At 65.1% G+C, this 17,050-nt stretch carries 14 protein-coding genes; 5 read left to right on the top strand and 9 right to left on the bottom strand.

Going from position 1 to position 17,050, the window contains the following annotated elements; all coding sequences use genetic code 11:
* From alr to pyrC, 4 genes are all read right to left on the bottom strand, one after another.
* On the bottom strand, positions 1-1,062 hold the full coding sequence (gene alr, locus AO684_RS13265; protein WP_054303225.1) for an alanine racemase: 1,062 nt from the start codon (positions 1,060-1,062) through the stop codon (positions 1-3).
* 132 nt (positions 1,063-1,194) lie between these two features.
* Positions 1,195-2,682: a replicative DNA helicase gene (locus tag AO684_RS13260; RefSeq protein ID WP_054303224.1), complete on the bottom strand. Its 1,488-nt coding sequence runs from the start codon at positions 2,680-2,682 to the stop codon at positions 1,195-1,197.
* Between the two features lie 300 nt (positions 2,683-2,982).
* On the bottom strand, positions 2,983-3,660 hold the full coding sequence (locus AO684_RS13255) for an orotate phosphoribosyltransferase (protein WP_054303223.1): 678 nt from the start codon (positions 3,658-3,660) through the stop codon (positions 2,983-2,985).
* Positions 3,661-3,793: 133 nt separating this feature from the next.
* Positions 3,794-4,834 carry a dihydroorotase gene (pyrC, locus tag AO684_RS13250; RefSeq protein ID WP_054303222.1) on the bottom strand — a complete coding sequence of 347 codons (1,041 nt, stop codon included), beginning with the start codon at positions 4,832-4,834 and terminating at the stop codon, positions 3,794-3,796.
* 93 nt (positions 4,835-4,927) lie between these two features.
* On the opposite strand from pyrC, the gene AO684_RS13245 reads away from it, so the two are divergent.
* Both AO684_RS13245 and AO684_RS13240 read left to right on the top strand, forming a co-directional pair.
* The gene (locus tag AO684_RS13245; RefSeq protein ID WP_054303221.1) at positions 4,928-5,281 is read left to right on the top strand and encodes a GFA family protein; all 354 of its coding nucleotides are present in this window, start codon (positions 4,928-4,930) and stop codon (positions 5,279-5,281) included.
* A complete protein-coding gene (locus tag AO684_RS13240) occupies positions 5,278-5,670 on the top strand; it encodes a lysozyme inhibitor LprI family protein (protein WP_054303220.1) in 393 nt (130 codons plus the stop codon). Before AO684_RS13245 ends, AO684_RS13240 begins: the two co-directional genes overlap by 4 nt.
* Positions 5,671-5,685: 15 nt before the next feature.
* Here AO684_RS13240 and AO684_RS13235 read toward each other — a convergent pair whose 3' ends face one another.
* The 4 genes from AO684_RS13235 to AO684_RS13220 all read right to left on the bottom strand — a co-directional run bounded on the left by AO684_RS13235 (position 5,686) and on the right by AO684_RS13220 (position 11,199).
* Positions 5,686-6,636, bottom strand: coding sequence for a phosphoadenosine phosphosulfate reductase (locus AO684_RS13235; RefSeq protein WP_229825170.1), 951 nt, complete (start codon positions 6,634-6,636; stop codon positions 5,686-5,688).
* Between the two features lie 98 nt (positions 6,637-6,734).
* Positions 6,735-7,799, bottom strand: a complete 1,065-nt coding sequence (locus tag AO684_RS13230) for a glycosyltransferase family 2 protein (protein ID WP_054303219.1) — start codon at positions 7,797-7,799, stop codon at positions 6,735-6,737.
* On the bottom strand, positions 7,799-8,860 hold the full coding sequence (locus AO684_RS13225) for a glycosyltransferase family 2 protein (protein WP_054303218.1): 1,062 nt from the start codon (positions 8,858-8,860) through the stop codon (positions 7,799-7,801). Before AO684_RS13225 ends, AO684_RS13230 begins: the two co-directional genes overlap by 1 nt.
* A gap of 11 nt (positions 8,861-8,871) precedes the next feature.
* Positions 8,872-11,199, bottom strand: coding sequence for a glycosyltransferase family 2 protein (locus AO684_RS13220; protein WP_082400975.1), 2,328 nt, complete (start codon positions 11,197-11,199; stop codon positions 8,872-8,874).
* Positions 11,200-11,439: 240 nt separating this feature from the next.
* Here AO684_RS13220 and AO684_RS13215 point away from each other — a divergent pair, with 240 nt between their 5' ends.
* Positions 11,440-13,671: a hypothetical protein gene (locus AO684_RS13215; RefSeq protein WP_054303217.1), complete on the top strand. Its 2,232-nt coding sequence runs from the start codon at positions 11,440-11,442 to the stop codon at positions 13,669-13,671.
* Here AO684_RS13215 and AO684_RS13210 read toward each other — a convergent pair.
* Positions 13,668-14,702 (bottom strand): AbrB family transcriptional regulator, encoded by a 1,035-nt coding sequence (locus tag AO684_RS13210; RefSeq protein ID WP_054303216.1) that lies wholly within the window; start codon positions 14,700-14,702, stop codon positions 13,668-13,670. The two genes, AO684_RS13215 and AO684_RS13210, sit on opposite strands and share 4 nt — an antisense overlap.
* Before the next feature lie 143 nt (positions 14,703-14,845).
* Between AO684_RS13210 and AO684_RS13205 the strand changes: the two genes are divergently transcribed.
* Together AO684_RS13205 and AO684_RS13200 are read left to right on the top strand one after the other, a co-directional pair.
* Positions 14,846-15,718 carry a MoxR family ATPase gene (locus AO684_RS13205; RefSeq protein ID WP_235451287.1) on the top strand — a complete coding sequence of 291 codons (873 nt, stop codon included), beginning with the start codon at positions 14,846-14,848 and terminating at the stop codon, positions 15,716-15,718.
* 75 nt (positions 15,719-15,793) lie between these two features.
* The gene (locus AO684_RS13200) at positions 15,794-17,050 is read left to right on the top strand and encodes a VWA domain-containing protein (protein ID WP_054303215.1); all 1,257 of its coding nucleotides are present in this window, start codon (positions 15,794-15,796) and stop codon (positions 17,048-17,050) included.

The following is a 17,050-nucleotide window of genomic DNA, read 5'->3' as shown; positions in this document are numbered from 1 at the left end:
TCACACCTGCCCCCGCGTGGTGGTCGTTGCGTAGCGGCGGGTATAGCGGTGCCCGAGCGATGTCAGCACTTCATAGCCGATGGTCCCGGCAATATCGGCCAGATCATCCACCCCCTGCATCGGTCCCAGCAGGTCCAGCGTGCGGGGAATGTCGCGCAGATGGCTGACATCGACGGTGATGAGGTCCATCGAAACACGGCCGACGATGGGGCAGGGCACCTCGCCATCCCACAGCGTCGCGGCATTGGAGTAGCGCCGGGTCAGCCCGTCGGCATAGCCAGCGGCAACGGTGGCGATCAGCCGCGGCTCCTCGGCAGTATAGCCGCAGGAATAGCCCACGATCTCGCCCGCCGCGACTTCGCGGATCTGGATGACCGGCAGGGCCAGCGCCACCACAGGCTGCGCACTTTCCCACGGACGGCCGCCATACAGACCCACTCCGGGGCGGGTCAGTTCGAAATGGTAATCCGGCCCCAGCAGGATGCCGCCGGTCGCCGCAAGGCTGCGTGGCACGCCGATCCCGTCGGTCATGGCGTGAAATTCGGCCAGTTGCGCCTCGTTCAGCGGATGGCCCGGCTCGTCGGCGCAGGCCAGATGGCTCATCACCAGTTCCGGGCCCTGTTCCAGCACCAGCGCCGCCACCGCCTCCCATTCCGGGGCTTCCAGCCCCAGACGGTTCATCCCGGTATCGAGCTGCACCCCGAACGGATGGCCGGGCAGGCTTTCCAGATGCCGGGTGATCTGTTCCACCGAATTGAGCATTGGCGTCAGGTCGAGGTCATGCACCATCTCGGTGTCGCCCGCCATATGGCCGGACAGCACGCAAATTTGCGGTCCGGGGCCAAGTGCCTGCCGCACGGCGGCGCCTTCCTCGGCCACGGCCACGAAGAACCGCCGCGCCCCGGCCTCGGCCAGCGCACGCACAACGCGTTTGGCGCCAAGCCCATAGGCATCGGCTTTTACCACCGCAGCAGTCTGGGTGGTCGGGTCACTCATCCGGTCCAGCGCGCGCCAGTTGGCGGCGATGGCATCAAGGTCAATGGTCAGGGTCGCAGTAGCCATGAAGCGGTTTTGACAGGGCGGGCGGGAAGGTCAAGGGGAAATGGCGGCCGCCCGGCGCACCAGATCCGTTCCAGCGGATTTGCAAATTTCCCTGAAGAAATCTGCGGCCGCGCGGGGCGGCGGGCCTGAGCCTCAGAACCCTTCGTCGCCACGCGGCTCCCAGTGCTTCTCCAGATTGCCGAAGCGGGTAAAACGGCCCTCGAAACTCAGCTCCACCGTGCCGATCGGCCCGTGACGCTGCTTGCCGATGATGACCTCGGCCTTGCCATGACATTTCGACATCATGTCCTGCCAGGCGGCCATCTTCTCAAGCTCGTGATCTGCGGGCTTCTCGCGTTCACGATAATATTCCTCGCGGAACACGAACATCACCACATCGGCATCCTGTTCGATGGAGCCGGATTCGCGCAGGTCGCTCAATTGCGGGCGCTTGTCCTCGCGGCTTTCCACCTGACGCGAAAGCTGTGACAGGGCAATCACCGGGATGTTCAGCTCTTTCGCAATGGCCTTCAGACCTTGCGTGATCTCGCTGACCTCCTGCACCCGGTTCGCCTCGGAGCCTTTGGACGAGCCTTTCAGAAGCTGAAGGTAGTCGATCATCAGAACATCCAGCCCGTGTGTCCGCTTCAGGCGGCGGGCGCGGGCGGCTACCTGGCTGATCGGCAGGGCGGGTGTGTCGTCGATGTAAAGCGGGCAGGCTTCCAGCTCTTTCGCGGCGTCGACGAATTTGCGGAACTCGAATTCCTCCATGTCGCCCCGGCGGATCTTTTCCGATGGCACTTCCGAGGCTTCCGAGAGAATCCGCGCAGCCAACTGCTCGGCGCTCATCTCGAGGCTGAAGAAACCCACGACACCACCGTCGACCGCGCCTTCCTGGCCATCGGTCTTGCGGCCCCGGCGATAGGCTTTGGCCACGTTGAAGGCGATGTTGGTGGCCAGCGAAGTTTTCCCCATCGAGGGGCGCCCGGCGAGGATGATCAGGTCGCTTTCATGCAGGCCGCCCAGCTTCTTGTCGAGGTCGATCAGGCCGGTGGAAATGCCCGCCAGACCGCCGCCGCGCTGATAGGCGGCATTGGCGCTGTTCACCGCCTCGGTCACCGCCTTCAGGAAGGACTGGAAGCCGCGTTCGGCCACACCCTGTTCGCCCAGCTTGTACAGCCGCTGTTCCGCTTCGGTGATCTGTTCGCGCGGTTCCGAGGACAGATCGACCTTGGCCGCCTTGGCGGAAATGTCGCGGCCCAGACCGATCAGTTCGCGCCGCACCGCAAGGTCATAGATCATCTGCGCATAGTCGCGTGCGGCAAAGGCGCTGATCGCGGCACCGGCAAGGCGCACCAGATAGGCGGGGCCACCCAACTCCTTCAGACCCGCATCATCTTCCAGAAACGCCTTCAGCGTCACCGGCGAGGCCAGCGCATTCTTCTGGATGCGGGCGGCCGCGATTTCAAAGATGCGGGCATGGACCGGATCATAGAAATGTTCCGATTTCACCAGACTGGCGATGCGGTCATAGACATCGTTGTTGGTCAGGATCGCGCCCAGAAGCTGTTGTTCGGCTTCGATGTTGTGCGGAAGCGTGTCTTCGGTCTCGGCCGATTTGACTGCCGTGATCTCGTTCATGAACCCCGTGCCCCGGCCCTCTGGCCTGTCGTTTCTTCTGTGCGGCGCGTGCCCCGATCCCCGCGCCCGGCCCCTGCGATAGCCTGTGGGAAGGCCGTGGGGCAAGGCGCATAAGTGGCGGGATAAGCCTGTGGACGGATTCGGCCCGCCGACGCCCCCTAGTGGGGCGCCAGCCTGATCCTACCACATGATGCGGTGCGAGGGGCGGAAAAACCGCAAGCCGCGCGATTCGGCGCCGGTTTTATCCCCGATCTGCCCACAGGCGGTGGTTCCGCCTCGGCGTGGTTCCGCCGATGCGGCTCAGCCCTTGCGCGCTTCCTGCCAGGCGCGCGGATCGTTGAGGAACTCCTCCACCCCGGCCAGCGTCTCGGCGTCGAAACTGCCCTGCGCACGCGCCTCGGTCAGCATGTCCCACCAGGTGCAGAGATAGCTCAGCCGTACGCCATGTTCGGCCAGCCGCTCCTCGGTTTCCCTGAAGATGCCGTAGTAGAAGATCACCGAGGTCCAGCCGCAGGTCGCGCCGGTTTCGCGGATCGCATCGACGAAGGACAGTTTCGATCCGCCATCGGTGGTCAGATCCTCGACCAGCAGGACGCGCTGGCCCTCGGTCATCGCGCCCTCGATGCGGGCATTGCGGCCATAGCCCTTGGGCTTCTTCCGCACATAGGTCATCGGCAGCGCCAGACGTTCGGCCACCAGCGCGGCAAAGGGGATGCCAGCGGTTTCACCACCCGCCACATTGTCGAAAGCCTCGAACCCGGCGTCGCGCATCACGGTGACGGCCATGAAATCCATCAGCATCGACCGGACGCGCGGATAGGAGATCAGTTTGCGACAGTCGATATAGGTGGGCGAAGGCAGGCCGGAGGCCAGCGTGAAAGGCTCGCGTGCGTTGAAATGCACCGCGCCGATTTCCAGGAAGGCGCGGGCGGTGAGGCGGGCGATTTCTTCTTTCGGGGGGAAGGCGGCGGGGATCATGGCGGTCCTTTCGGCGGGAGGGCGGGGTGGCTGCGGCTTAGCCGAGCCTGCGCCGAAAGAAAAGACCGCCGGTCGGTCTGCGCGCCGTCAGGAAACAGGCGCCGAACCCGGCCCGGCGCCTGTCGGGCTTGCGTCAGGCGACACCCCAGAACAGCGGGAAGCCCGGATCGAAGACCGTGACCGGCCCTGCCTCGGTGATGATCTTCGACGGGTAGGCATGGGCGGTTTCGTGCTTCACCAGCCGGATCGTGCCCGGATTGACGGGCAGGCGGTAGAAGGCCGGGCCGTTCCGCGAGGTGAAAGCCTCCAGCCGGTCCAGCGCACCCTCTTCCTCGAACACATGGGCGAGGATCGATATGGTGTTGGTCGCCGTAAAACATCCGGCGCAGCCACAGGCATGTTCCTTCAACGCATCGACATGCGGCGCGCTGTCGGTGCCAAGGAAGAAGCAGTCCTCGCCACTGGTGGATGCCGCGCGCAGCGCCAGCCGATGCTTTTCGCGCTTGGCCACCGGCAGGCAGTAGTAATGCGGCTTGATCCCGCCCACGAGGATGTGGTTGCGGTTGATGATCAGGTGATGGGTGGTGATGGTCGCGCCCAGATCAGGGCCGCCCGCGCGGGCATAGGCCACGCCTTCCTCGGTGGTGATATGTTCCATCACCACGCGCAGACCGGGTGTTGCACGGCGCAGCGGGTCCAGCACCGTGTCGATGAACACCGCCTCGCGGTCGAAGATGTCGACCTCTGCCGTCGTCACCTCGCCATGGACGCAAAGCGGCAGGCCGATCTCGGCCATGGTTTCCAGCACCGCGCGAACATTCTCAAAGTTGCGCACGCCGCCATGGCTGTTGGTGGTGGCCCCGGCGGGGTAGAGCTTCACCGCCTTCACCAGCCCGCTTGCCGCTGCCGCACGCACGTCGGCGGCCTCGGTGTCTTCCGTGAGGTAGAGCGTCATCAGCGGCTCGAACGCGGCGCCTTCGGGCAGGGCGGCGAGGATCCGGTCGCGGTAGGCGGCGGCCTGCGCGCCGGTTACCACCGGCGGTACGAGGTTCGGCATGATGATCGCGCGGCCGAAATGGCGGGCGGTTTCGGGCAGCACGCCTTGCAGCATCGCGCCATCGCGCAGGTGCAGGTGCCAGTCATCGGGGCGGCGGAGGGTGAGGCTCTGGGTCATGTCTTCGCGCTACCGCAAGCGGCGCCGATTTTCCAGTGGATTCGGGGCCGCCGCCGGGCCTAGAGTCGGGCAGCAGCGGATGAGGAGATTGCGATGCGTTACGAAGGGGGCTGCCAGTGCGGCGCGGTGCGGTATCATGTCGAGGCGAGCCTTGACCAGCCGGTGACCTGCAACTGCTCGCGGTGTCAGAAACTGGGCTCAGTGCTGGTCTTTGCCCCGGCTGCGAATTTCGTGCTGGAGCGGGGTGGTGACAATCTGGCCGAATACCAGTTCAACAAGCATGTCATCCATCACCTGTTCTGCAAGACCTGCGGCATCCAGAGCTTTTCGACCGGCAAGGGCCCGGACGGGGCGGAAATGGTGGCGGTGAACGTCAATTGCCTGGACGGGGTGGACCCGCGTGAACTGGCGGCGCGTGCCTATGCCTATGACGGAAAGGCCGTATGAGCATGAAACTCTCTGCTTTACTGGTGCTGCTGGCGGTGCCCGCCAGTGCGCAGGAAGTCGATTGTGCCAATCCGACCTTCCAGATGGAAATGACCTATTGCGCGGAACAGGACTGGAATCGCGCCGATGCCGAGTTGAATGCGGCCTATAAAGAGGCGCGCGCCCGGATGCAGGCGCTGGATGCCGGCCTGCCCGCAGATCAGCGCGGGGCGGCCGAATATCTGAAACAGGCGCAGCGCGCCTGGATCGAGTTTCGCGATGCCGCCTGCGCGGCCGAAGGCTATACGATGCACGGCGGCTCGGCGGAGCCAATGGTCATCTATTCCTGCCGCGCGCGACTGACCGAACAGCGCAGCGCCGATCTGCGGGCGCTGGCCGAAACGCTCTGAACCGCGCCGGGGCGGTCAGTCCGCCCCGTCCGCCAGCCGGGCCTCCAGCGTGGCGACATGCCGCCGGAAGCGCGGGGCGTTCATCCGTTCTGCGACAGACCGGCAGATCGCCAGCGACCGCCGGGTCTGACCACGGGTTTCGGTCTGGTGCAGCAGGGCCTTCAGATACGGCCCGTGTTCGCGGCGCTTGCGCCATTCGCGGGCGAACAGGGCCGGGGTCAGCCGCCCTTCACCCGCCGCGTCGATCAGGCCGGGCAGGATGCCAGTGGTGATCAGGCTGTCCTGCACCCGATCCCCAAGCCAGGGCGTGCGGAGCTTTTGCACGAAAGGCTTGGTGAACAGCGCCGCATGCATCGAATCCTCAAGGCTGTGCGGATCGTGGATGACGAAAACCTCGCCGGTGCCCTCGATCATGTCGGGGGCATAGCCATAGCGTGAGGTGAAATCGAGCCGCCGCTTCGCCAGGTCACGGCGGTCCCAGGGCGCGATGGACGGGTCCAGCGTGGCGCGCGGGTTGATCGTCAGCACGGTTGCGCCGGGGGCACAGACCGAGAAGGCGCAGGCCGCGTAGCCGCCCATCCCGGCGCCATAGAACACCACGCGGTCGAAATCCTCGAAGAAGGCGTCGTCGACCAGCCGGTCGAAATAGCGCCAGACCGCCGGGTCGCGATACCAGGTGTCGCCGTCGGCGATGACACAAAGATGCGACCAGCCGTTGCGCGCCACCGCCTGACAGCCCTCTGGCATCTGCTCGGGACGCGCGCGGATCGATTCGAGCGTCTCGAACGTGACCAGCAGCGTCGGCCCCTCATCGGCGAAGAAGGCGAAATGCCGGGTGCCCAGCGGTTCGAAATAGCCCTCTTCCTCGGTGATTTCCTCCAGACGCGCCATCCATGCGGCGTGACTGGTCGCGGCCGAAGCGTCGTAACGGGCACTGCGGTCTGTCGCGGTCACTGTCATAGCCATGGAGTCCAATCACAAGAATTCAGGTCATTCCACTTATTATGCCAATCTCGCGTGGCCAAAGCGGGCAGACAAGTGGGCAGCCAAGTGACATCTCGCCTCTAAGTGGAAACAGACCGTTTTTCAGATCCGCCCGCAACCTCCGGCGCCGCGCGGGCATGGCGCAGGATCTGCATGGCTTCCGCACGGCTCAGCACCCGGCTGGGCGGGGCCAGCAGCAATCGTCCGAACAGCGCCCGCCACGGCTCCTGTTCCATCAGCGTGGTGAAGCGATGGCGCCGCCAGTCGCGCGCCTGCGCATCAAGACCGGCCAGCACGGGATCACCCAACAGTGTGTCACGCAGGTCCCGGCTGTCGAGCGCAAGGATCGACCGATCTTCGACCGCGCAGAAATTCCGTTCGATCCAGTAGCCCATATCAAACGGCTCTGCCGCGCGGTTGGCGCGGCCCCGGTCGCATTTCACCAGATAATCTGCCATGCTTCCAAGGGCATAGTGGTTCAGTTGCGCGAGGGTGTAATTGTCCTGTCCGAAGTCGGAAAAGACCCGCCCGGTGGCAAAAGCCGGGGGCAGCGGCCGTCCCGCGCCATCAAACCAGCGTGCCGACGCCAGCCGCTCGCGATCCGGCGCGCGCGGGCGATGCACCCCCATCTTGCGATAGGTTCCGTCGTTGCGAAACAGCGTCTTGAACATCGCGGCCCGCCAGGGCCAGTGCAGCACCGCAGGTGCCGCGTGGGTAAAGCTTTCGGTGACCCGGCCCTCCAGCGGTCCGATCACGCCGCAATTGCCGAACATCCGCCAGGTGAGCGGGATCGCAGTGGCCTCGGGCAGGGCCGCCAGCAGCGCAGACAGGGTGCGGTCACCCGTGTGGATGTTCACGAATTCATCGACATCGAGAAACATCACCCAATCCGCCTGCGCCTTCAGCGGGTGACGATCCGCCGCTTTCAGCGCCGCCCATTGCGGGCCTTCCTCCCAGGGGCCGGGATTGCGCACATGGGTCAGCCAGCCCAGCGCGTGCAGCCGGTCGAGCATCGCATCCGTGCCGTCCTCGCAGTCGTTCGAGAACACCAGAAAGTCGGTGAAACCCACAGCCCGGTGATGGGCGAGCCATTCCAGAAGGAAGGCGCCCTCGTTCTTCACCGAGGTGACGGCCAGCGCGCGCATCAGGCGGCGTCAGCCTCGTCCTCGTCGCCGACATCGGCGTCGCCGTCATAGGCCTTGCCCTCGACCTCTGCCGCATCGCCGGCGGCCATGCGGGCGCGGTGGCCTTCGATCCGGCCGATCATCTGGCCGAAGTCGGGATCGGCGTGCAGTTCGGCGATCTTGTTTTCGTGCCAGCGGACGGCCCGGTTGTGCAGCGTGTTGAGCCGCTGGTCGGATAGCAGATCGGCCATCCACTTCTCCACCGCCTCGTCATAGCGGCGGATCAGATCGCAGGCTTCCTCGTTGGTGTCATTGCGCACCCAATAGCCGAATTCCATCTTGTCATTGACGTGGTTCACCTTGCCGCGCGCCGATTTGACCAGAAAACTGTCCATCGAGCGCAACTGGTAATGGTTCACCTGCGCCCTGGAGTAATCGGCCTGCACATGCAGGATCGACTTGCCCTGCTCGACCGGGATGCCGCCCGGCACCTCACGGCGCAGTTCGCGGCCCAGATCGTGTTTCACCACCGGCGTGTGGACGCCCAGCCGCCGCATGTGCTGCACCACATCGCCCCGGAACAGGGTTTTCGGAAAGGCGTATTCGATGGCCTTCGGTCCGGTCGTCGCATTGGCCTGCGTGAATTGCGGGGTGATGCGGCCGGGCCTGAACTCTTTCTGCCCGCCGGTGCCAAAGGTCCGCCAGGGCACGCAGATCGCCTCCACCTCGGGCGTCGCCGCTGCCACCAGATCGCGGGCAGAGCCGTCTCCGATACGCGAGGCCAGAAACTCGTCCGCGTCGCAGACATAGATCCAGTCCGCGGTCTTCACCGCATCATATTGCAGCGCCTGACGCAGGGCACGGCGCTGGATCGACTGGCCGGGCCGGTAGCGTGTGGGATGACCCTGGCACAGGCCCATTTTCGACAGGCGCTTGATCATCTGCGCCGTCGTGTCCTCGCAATCGTTGTGACAGATCACCAGATTGTCGAACCCGAGCACCTTGTGATGCGCCACCCATTCCACGAGAAAAGCCCCTTCGTTCTTCATCGTGGTGATGAGCGTGTAGACATCGTTACCCATATACTCTCCTGTCAATGCTCGGCTTCGCCGTGGTGTTCCACGGTGAAGAAATAGTCGGCGGGCAGGTCGCGTTCGTGCAGGTCGGGCGGGATGACGCCCGGTCCGGCAGCAAAGACGGCCGATCCGAAATGATGCTGCAAGCGGCAGAGCCGCTCCATCCGCGGGCCGGTCAGTTCGGCGTAAAAGGCGCGGTAGTTTTCCGTCTGCATCAGGGCGGTGATCTTCTCGCGGTGGCAGGCGACGGAATGATCATGCGCGGCGCGAATCTCGGGGTCGGACAGCAGACGGTCATATTCGGCCCGCGCCGCCGGGATCATCCGCTGGATCGAGGTGTCGCGGTCGAGATTGTGGTTCATGCGGAACCAGTAGTTCAGCCCCTGATCGCGGTCGACATGGTTCACCCGGCCCCGGTCGCGCTTGACCAGAAAGCTTTCGGCGCTGCGCACGGCATAATGGTTCAGCTGCACCCAGTCATAGCCATAGGTGTCGGTGGTGGAGCGCCAGGCATTGCGGTAGGCCTCGTGCGGCATGGGCCGACCCGAGCCGTTCAGCCAGCGCACTTCGGACCACAGATCGGGTTTCAGCCCCTTGGGACGGTGGACGCCCAGCTTCTTGTAGATGTCGATATTGCGGAACAGGGTCTTGAAGCCCCAGGCCTGATGCGGTTTGCGGATCAGTTCGGGCGCGCAACGGTCGAACTGCTCGATCAGGAAACGGTCTTCATAGCGATGCACCTCGGCATTGCCGAACAGCCGCCATGTGAGCGAGATCATGTTGGCTTCGCCCATGGCGTGATACAGCGCCTTCAGCGTGCCGTCACCGATCTTGATGTCGATGAATTCATCGACATCCATGCAGATGCCCCAGCCGCAATCCTGCATCACCGGCTCTTTCTCGGCGGCTTGCAGCGCGGCATGTTGCGGCTTCAGCTCGCCCCCCGGCACATAGGGGTTGATACGGTGCTGCACGATGCCCTTGGCGGTCAGCAGTTCCAGCATCGTATCGGTGCCGTCGGTGCAATCATTGGTGTAGATCAGGAAATCATCCACCCCGATGGCACGGTGATAAGCCAGCCATTCCAGAATGAAGGGCCCCTCGTTCTTCATCGTGGTGACGATGGCGGTGCGCCCGCCTTCGACGGCACGGGCCGGGGCGGGGCGGGCTTTCGACACCGGCGCACGCACGGGGGCATGACCCAGCGGGCCTTCGGCCAGCGCCAGCAAAGCCTCATCCTCTATCAGCGAGGTCTTGGGGGCCAGCGCACCAGACGGCGCGCCCGGCACGCGGATGGCCATGGCCCGCCAGAAATGCGCGATGCCGCCTTCTTCCGGCTTGGCATAGCTGACGCGCACCATGCGCCAGCTGTTCTCCAGCCCGGCCTGTGCCGGGGCCACACCCCAGCGGGCGAGACCGCGCCGCTGATCGAACTGACGGCAGATGTGATCGCCAAAGCGCGCCTCGCGGTTCGCGCGCACCCGCCACGGGTAGATACGGTGCCCGATCAGCAGGATCACCCCATTCTTCGACCGGGTACAAAGCTCGAACGCGGTTGGCGTGCCGGGGGGCGGAGGGGCAAGGATGTCGGTCACATCCAGGGTCAGCACCGCCCGCGCCTCCGCCAGAAACCGCCATTTGACAGCCTCGTAGAGGATGCCCTCGCCCAGCGGGCTGCGCCAGGGGTCCGGCGCGGGCTGTTCCATCCGGTCCTTGCCCGGCGCATCGGGGGCGAGGAACAAATGGTTTTCCGGCCCCAGATCGGGCTTGCCCAGCGGCACCGGGCAGTCAAGCAGCACCACTGTCACCGGCACGTCCCCCAGCGCGGCACGCAATTGCGTGGCGAACCCCTCGGGGTCGGCGCCGGGCAGCCGGTTGACGATCAGCGCGGCTTGCAGCCCGTGATGGCGGTGATGATAGATCAGCCCCTCGGCCAGTTGCGCGGCGCTTTCCTCCAGCCGGAAACCGAAGATCGTGTTGAGGTCGCGGAACAGGTCATGCTCCGCCGGGGAAGGGGACAGGGCAAGCCGGTCGCCTTCAGTCAGCGCCAGATCGGCACCGCCCGCCGGATCGGGCCGGGCTGCGATCAGCGCCGATCCCGACAGCGCCCGGATTTCCAGCGGCAGCGCGCAGCCTTCCGCACCGTCAGGCAGGAAGCGCGCGGTATCGGTGCCATGGCCCAGAAAGACGCGGAAATGATCGCCCAGATCGACGGCATCCAGCACCAGCGGCAACCCCTCCAGCCCTGTCGCACGCGCGGCCAGTGTCCGGCGCAGCACCACCGCGCCGGGCCCTTTGGCCCGCCTGCGGCGCAGCGGCCGCGGTTCTGTCTGGTCTTTCGGCATAAGCCGCCTGTCCTTCGCCTCGCGTCGTCGTGTCGCGACTTCAGGTTAGGCTAGCATAATGGCCACAGTCGGGCAAAGCTGCGGCAGGGGAATTTTATGGGTTCTATTGGCAAATCAGCGGAACTTGGTCACACTGTTGACGAAAAAACTACAATAATCCCCGAAGTATCGGGGCGGGCAGCAAGAAAATCGCGGTTTGATCCTGCAGACGGGCCGGATTTTGTGACGAAGGGTAAGGGCATGGCACGAGTGCGCGAGGTCGGAACGCTGTGGATCGGGGGCAGCCTGAGCTGGATGGAGCAGCTTTGCCTGAAATCCTTCGTCGATCAGGGCCAGAAGATCACGCTCTTCTCTTATGACGACATCCCGAATGTGCCCGAAGGCGTGATCCGCCGCGACGGGCGCGAGATCATTGATACCGACAATTTCATCAAATACGAAGGCAAGGACAGCTATGCGCTGTTCGCCGACCTGTTCCGCCTGCACATGATGAAGAAATGTCCGGGCATGATCTGGGTCGATACTGATGTCTATTGCTGGCGTCCTCTCGACTATGACAGCGACTATGTCTTCGGGCTGGAGCTGCGCGAGGTCAGCCAGGGCAGCCCGCGCATCAACAATGCCGTGCTGGGTCTGCCCGCCGACAGCGCGATGCTGGACGAGATGCTGGACTTCACCTCGGATCAGTATGCGATCCCCGAATTCCTGAAACCCCGTGTCAAGGCGGAATACCGGGCGCTGGCCGCCGCAGGCACGCCGCTGCATGTCAGCCAGCAGAAATGGGGGGTCTGGGGCCCAACCATGGTGTCCTATTTCGCCCGCAAGCTGGGGCTGACCGATCTGGCCCAGCCTGTTGACGCCTTCTATCCGGTGACCTTTCCCGAACGGCTGGACGTGATCCGCGCCGCGCGCCGCGTGCATCCGAAGATCACCGAAAATACCACCGGCATGCATCTCTGGGCCTCGAACAAGCGCGAACTTTCGCTGCGCCACAATGGCGTGCCCAGCAAGGGCAGCTTCATTTATGAACTGATGGAAAAGCACGGGCTGCGGGCCGAGGACGCGCCGCTGCGCGCGCGCGGCTGGCGGCTGCTGGATGGCGAACTGGTCGAGAGTGTCGATCTTGAGACGGTGGAGACTTTCACCGATATCGGTGGCCGCTCGCGTCCGCTGGCCTATGAGATCTGGAAGCGCTGGGGCGCTGCCGTGCAGATCGTCGATGTCGACGCGCATGGTCAGTTCCCCGACCAGCCAAGCCGGGCCATCGCGGAATACCGCGACTATCTGATCGGGCTGGGCATGCCGGAAGACCGCGTGACCATCGCCCGCACGCTGGAAGACGTGCAGCCCGCGGATGTCATTGCCCATCTTCCGGGCTTTGAAAAAGAGGGCAAGCTGAAGGATTTCCTGCCGGTCTTCGGGCGCGTGCTGAAACCCGGCGCGCGCATGTTCACCGATATCCGCGGTGGCTCGGGCGGGTTTGGCGTGCTGCGTCCGCTGGGCACGAACGAGGTGCTGTCCGAACGCGAAAGCGACGGGGTGAAGGTGGCGCGGGTGCTGTTCCGCGCAGGTGATGCGCTTCAGCTCGCAACCGCTGTCCCGGCGCCCGAACCGGGCTGGTCCGAAATCGCCCGCGATCTGGCGGGCAAGGATGGCTTTTTCCGCGAAAGCGACAGCCACTCTTTCCTCTATATCCCGCGCGGCAGCGATACGCTGGTGGTGACCTTCGACAATCTCGACATCGCGATGGAAAAGCGCGAGGACCGGCGGCCCTGGGGCTTTTCCTTCATCGAGAAACAGGGCTGGTCGATGCTGGGCGTCATGGCGAACGGCTGGACCTGGTATCGTGACCCATGGGTCTGGGATCAGTTCGACGATCTCGCCACCTCGGATTTCTTCGACCAGTTCAGGCGCGTGGTGTTCTATGGCGCCTCGATGGGCGGCTATGCCGCCTGCGCCTTCGTCGCCGCCTGTCCGGGTGCCGATGTGGTGGCGATCAGCCCGCAATCGACGCTGGACCGTTCCATCGTGCCCTGGGAAACCCGCTACAAGGCGGCCTGGGACCGCGATTTCAGCGGCCATTACGGCGATGCGGCAGAGGTATCGAAGGCGGCGGGTAAGGTATTCATACTCTATGACCCTTACGAGCCGCTGGATTCCGGTCATGTCGACCGCTTTACCCATGACAATGTGCTGAAACTGCGCGCGCCGCTCCTCGGGCACCGGCTGGGGTCCAGCCTGCAACAGATGGGCGTGCTGTCGCCGATCACTCTTGGCGCGCTGAACGGCACGCTGACCGAACTGGAGTTCTACCGGCTGATCCGCGCCCGCAAGGCCTCGACCCGCTATCAGAAAGAGCTGTTCAAGCGGGTGGTTGGCAAGGGGCGCAAGGATCTGGCGCGCAAGCTTGGCCGTTATGTGCTGACGCGGGGTGACAACCGCTATATCCGCAAGGAGCTGGCGCTGCTTTAGCGCCGCGCCATCCAGCGCGCGATCAGGGGCGCCGCGGTGATCACAAGGAAGATCCGGGTCAGGTGGTGGGCCACAACGAAGGCCACATCCGCCCCGGTCATCAGTGCGATCACCGCCATTTCCGCCTGTCCGCCGGGCAGGAAGCTCAGCGCCACTTCCAGCGCCGGACGGCCGGACAGCAGTGCCGCCGCCTCGATGAAGCCCAGTGACAGGATGGCCAGCAACAGCGCATAGCCAAGGCCCGCCGTCACGTCATGGCGCAATTCGCGCGGGGTGATGCCCGCGTATTTCGACCCGACCGCGATGCCGATGAAGAACTGCGCGGCCCAGATCATCTCGGCCGGCGGGCGGCCCTGGATGACGCCCGCAAGGCTCAGGCAGGCTGTCAGGATCAGGGGCCCAAGGATCGAGGCACCGAACATCCCGATGCGCTCGGCGATCTTCCAGCCCGCGATGCCGGAAAAGACCATCAGCGCGATCTGCGACAGCGGCACTTCCGACGCGGGCCGCCCCGGTGCCTGCGACAGATCCACATCATACAGCAGCGCCAGCAGGAAGGGTGTGGCGGTCACGATCACCAGAACCCGTGTCGCATGGATCAGCGACATGCTGCGCACATTGCCGCCCGCCTCCTCGCCGAAGATCAGCATATCCTGCAAGCCACCGGGCATGGCGGAATAGAAGGCGGTCGGATGGTCATAGCCCATGACCCGCCGGAAGAACGGATAGCCCACCAGCCCGATCAGCCCGACGAACAGTGGCACCAGCGCCAGCGTCGCCCCCATGCGTGGCAGATCATGCAGCAGGGCGGGCGTCACGGTCGATCCGATGGCAACCCCCAGCCAAGTGCGCAGGGCGGTGCCCAGTACCCCCATCCCCTGCAACGGCGCCCCGGCCAGCGCCGCCAGCAGGCAGCCCAGCATCGGTCCCAGCAGCAATGGCAGCGGCAGGGACAGCAGAACAAAGGCCGCCGCCCCAAGGGCCGCAGCAGCAAGGGTGACAAGTCGGGGACGGGTGATCATCGCGCGCATGATGATCCCCGCTTACGCCCCCTGTCCAAAGGTCGCAAGACCCGCCTTCACCCTTGACCCTCTGCCGCCACGCCGCCAGCATGGCGCAAAAGAGGGGGGAGCCTGTGAGCGGAATTCCGACGTCGATCGACGGGGTGGAGCAGATGCTCGCCGCCCAGGGCTATGTGGCGGCGCGCGCGCTGTCGACGGTGACCTTCCTGTCGCTGAAACTGGGGCGCCCGCTGTTTCTGGAAGGCGAGGCCGGGGTGGGCAAGACCGAAATCGCCAAGGTCATCGCCAGGGCGCTGGACCGTCGGCTGATCCGCCTGCAATGCTACGAGGGGCTGGATGCCGCCTCGGCGGTGGCCGAATGGAACTTCGCCGCCCAGATGGTCGCCATCCGCACCGCAGAGGCGGCGGGGGGGGCCGACCGCGACGCGCTGAAATCCGAACTTTTCACCGAAGACTATCTGATCGAACGGCCGCTGCTGGCGGCCATGCGCCCGCAGCCCGGCGGCGCCCCCGTGCTGCTGATCGACGAACTTGACCGCACCGACGAACCCTTCGAGGCCTATCTGCTGGAGGCGCTGTCGGATTTTCAGGTGACGATCCCCGAGCTCGGCACCATCCGGGCGCCCGAACCGCCCATCGTCATCCTCACCTCCAACCGCACGCGCGAGGTGCATGACGCGCTGAAACGCCGCTGCCTCTACCATTGGGTCGATTACCCGACGGCGGATCGTGAAATGCAGATCCTCGCCGCGCGCTGCCCGGAGGCGCAGGAAACGCTCAGCCGCGAAATCGTGGCCTTCGTGCAGCGCCTGCGCACGGAAGACCTGTTCAAGAAACCCGGCGTCGCCGAAACGATCGACTGGGCGAAATGCCTGCTGGCGCTGGATGTGATCAGCCTGACCCCCGAGGTCATCGCCGACACGTTGGGCGCCATCCTGAAATATCAGGACGACATCCAGAAAATCCAGGGCTCCGAAGCCAAGCGCCTGCTCGATGAAATCCGCAAGGAAACGGTGCCCGCATGACGGCCCGCTCATTTCCCGCTTTCATCTTGGCAAAAATATCCCGGGGGTCCGGGGGCAGCGCCCCCGGCGCATCGTATGGCCAGCTACGCTGACCTCACCCTGCCGGAAGACGGCAAGATCAGCCGCAACATCCTGTGGTTCGCCCGCGCCCTGCGCAAGGCGGGGCTGCCCATCGGATCGGGCCGGGTGATCGACGCCATCCGCGCGGTAGAGGCGGTGGGCTTTACCGAACGGCGTGATTTCTACTGGACGCTGCATGCCTGTTTCGTCAACCGCCCCGAACATCGTGCGGTCTTCGATCAGGTGTTCCGGCTCTACTGGCGCGACCCGCGTTACATGGAACAGATGATGTCCCTCATGCTGCCCGCCATTCGCGGCGTGCAGGAGGAGAGGCTGGCACAGGCTGCCGAGAAACGTGCGGCCGAGGCGCTGCTGGACGGTGCCAACCGCGATCTGCCCGAGGCGGAAAGCCCTCAGGGCGAGGAACAGGTGGAAATCGACGCCTCCGCCACCATGGCGCGCGAAGAACGGCTGAAGACTCTGGACTTCGAGCAGATGTCGGTGGCCGAGATTGCCGAGGCAAAGCGCATGCTTGCCCGCCTCAGCCTGCCGGTGCAGCCCTTGCCCTCGCGTCGTCAGACTGCGGCCCCGCTGGGGCAGGCCATCGACCCGCGCGCCACATTGCGGCTGGCGATGCGCCGGGGCGGCGAGATCACGCGGCTGGCCCGCCGCGACCCGGCGCTGCGCTGGCCCAATCTGGTGGTGCTGTGCGACATTTCCGGCTCCATGTCGCAATATAGCCGGATGGTGCTGCATTTTCTGCATGCGGTGGCCAATCGCAAGGGTCAGGGCTGGGCGCGGGTGCATGGCTTCACCTTCGGCACGCGACTGACCAATATCACCCGCCATCTTGCGACCCGCGATGTCGATGCGGCGCTGGCCGCGGCAGGGCGCGAGGCGCAGGACTGGTCAGGGGGCACCCGCATCGGTGCCTGTCTCCATACCTTCAACCGCGACTGGTCGCGCCGGGTTCTGGGGCAGGGGGCGGTGGTGCTTCTGATCACCGACGGGCTGGATCGCGACGACAGCGGCCAGCTTGCGCGCGAAACGCAGCGGCTGCATCTGTCCGCGCGGCGGCTGATCTGGCTCAACCCCCTGCTGCGCTGGGAGGGCTTTGCTCCGCGCGCCACCGGCATTCGCGCGATGCTGCCCCATGTCGATGCCTTCCGCGCCGGGCATTCCATTGCCTCGCTGGAGGCGCTGGCCGCCGTCATATCCGACAGTGCCGATACCGGCGATAAGGCGCGGCTGATGCGCGCGCTGGCGCGCTGA

The organism is Gemmobacter sp. LW-1, assembly GCF_001303875.1.
Taxonomy (GTDB): domain Bacteria; phylum Pseudomonadota; class Alphaproteobacteria; order Rhodobacterales; family Rhodobacteraceae; genus Gemmobacter; species Gemmobacter caeni.
Note: the sequence above shows the minus strand (reverse complement) of the source record. Positions and strands in the feature narration are given on the sequence as shown.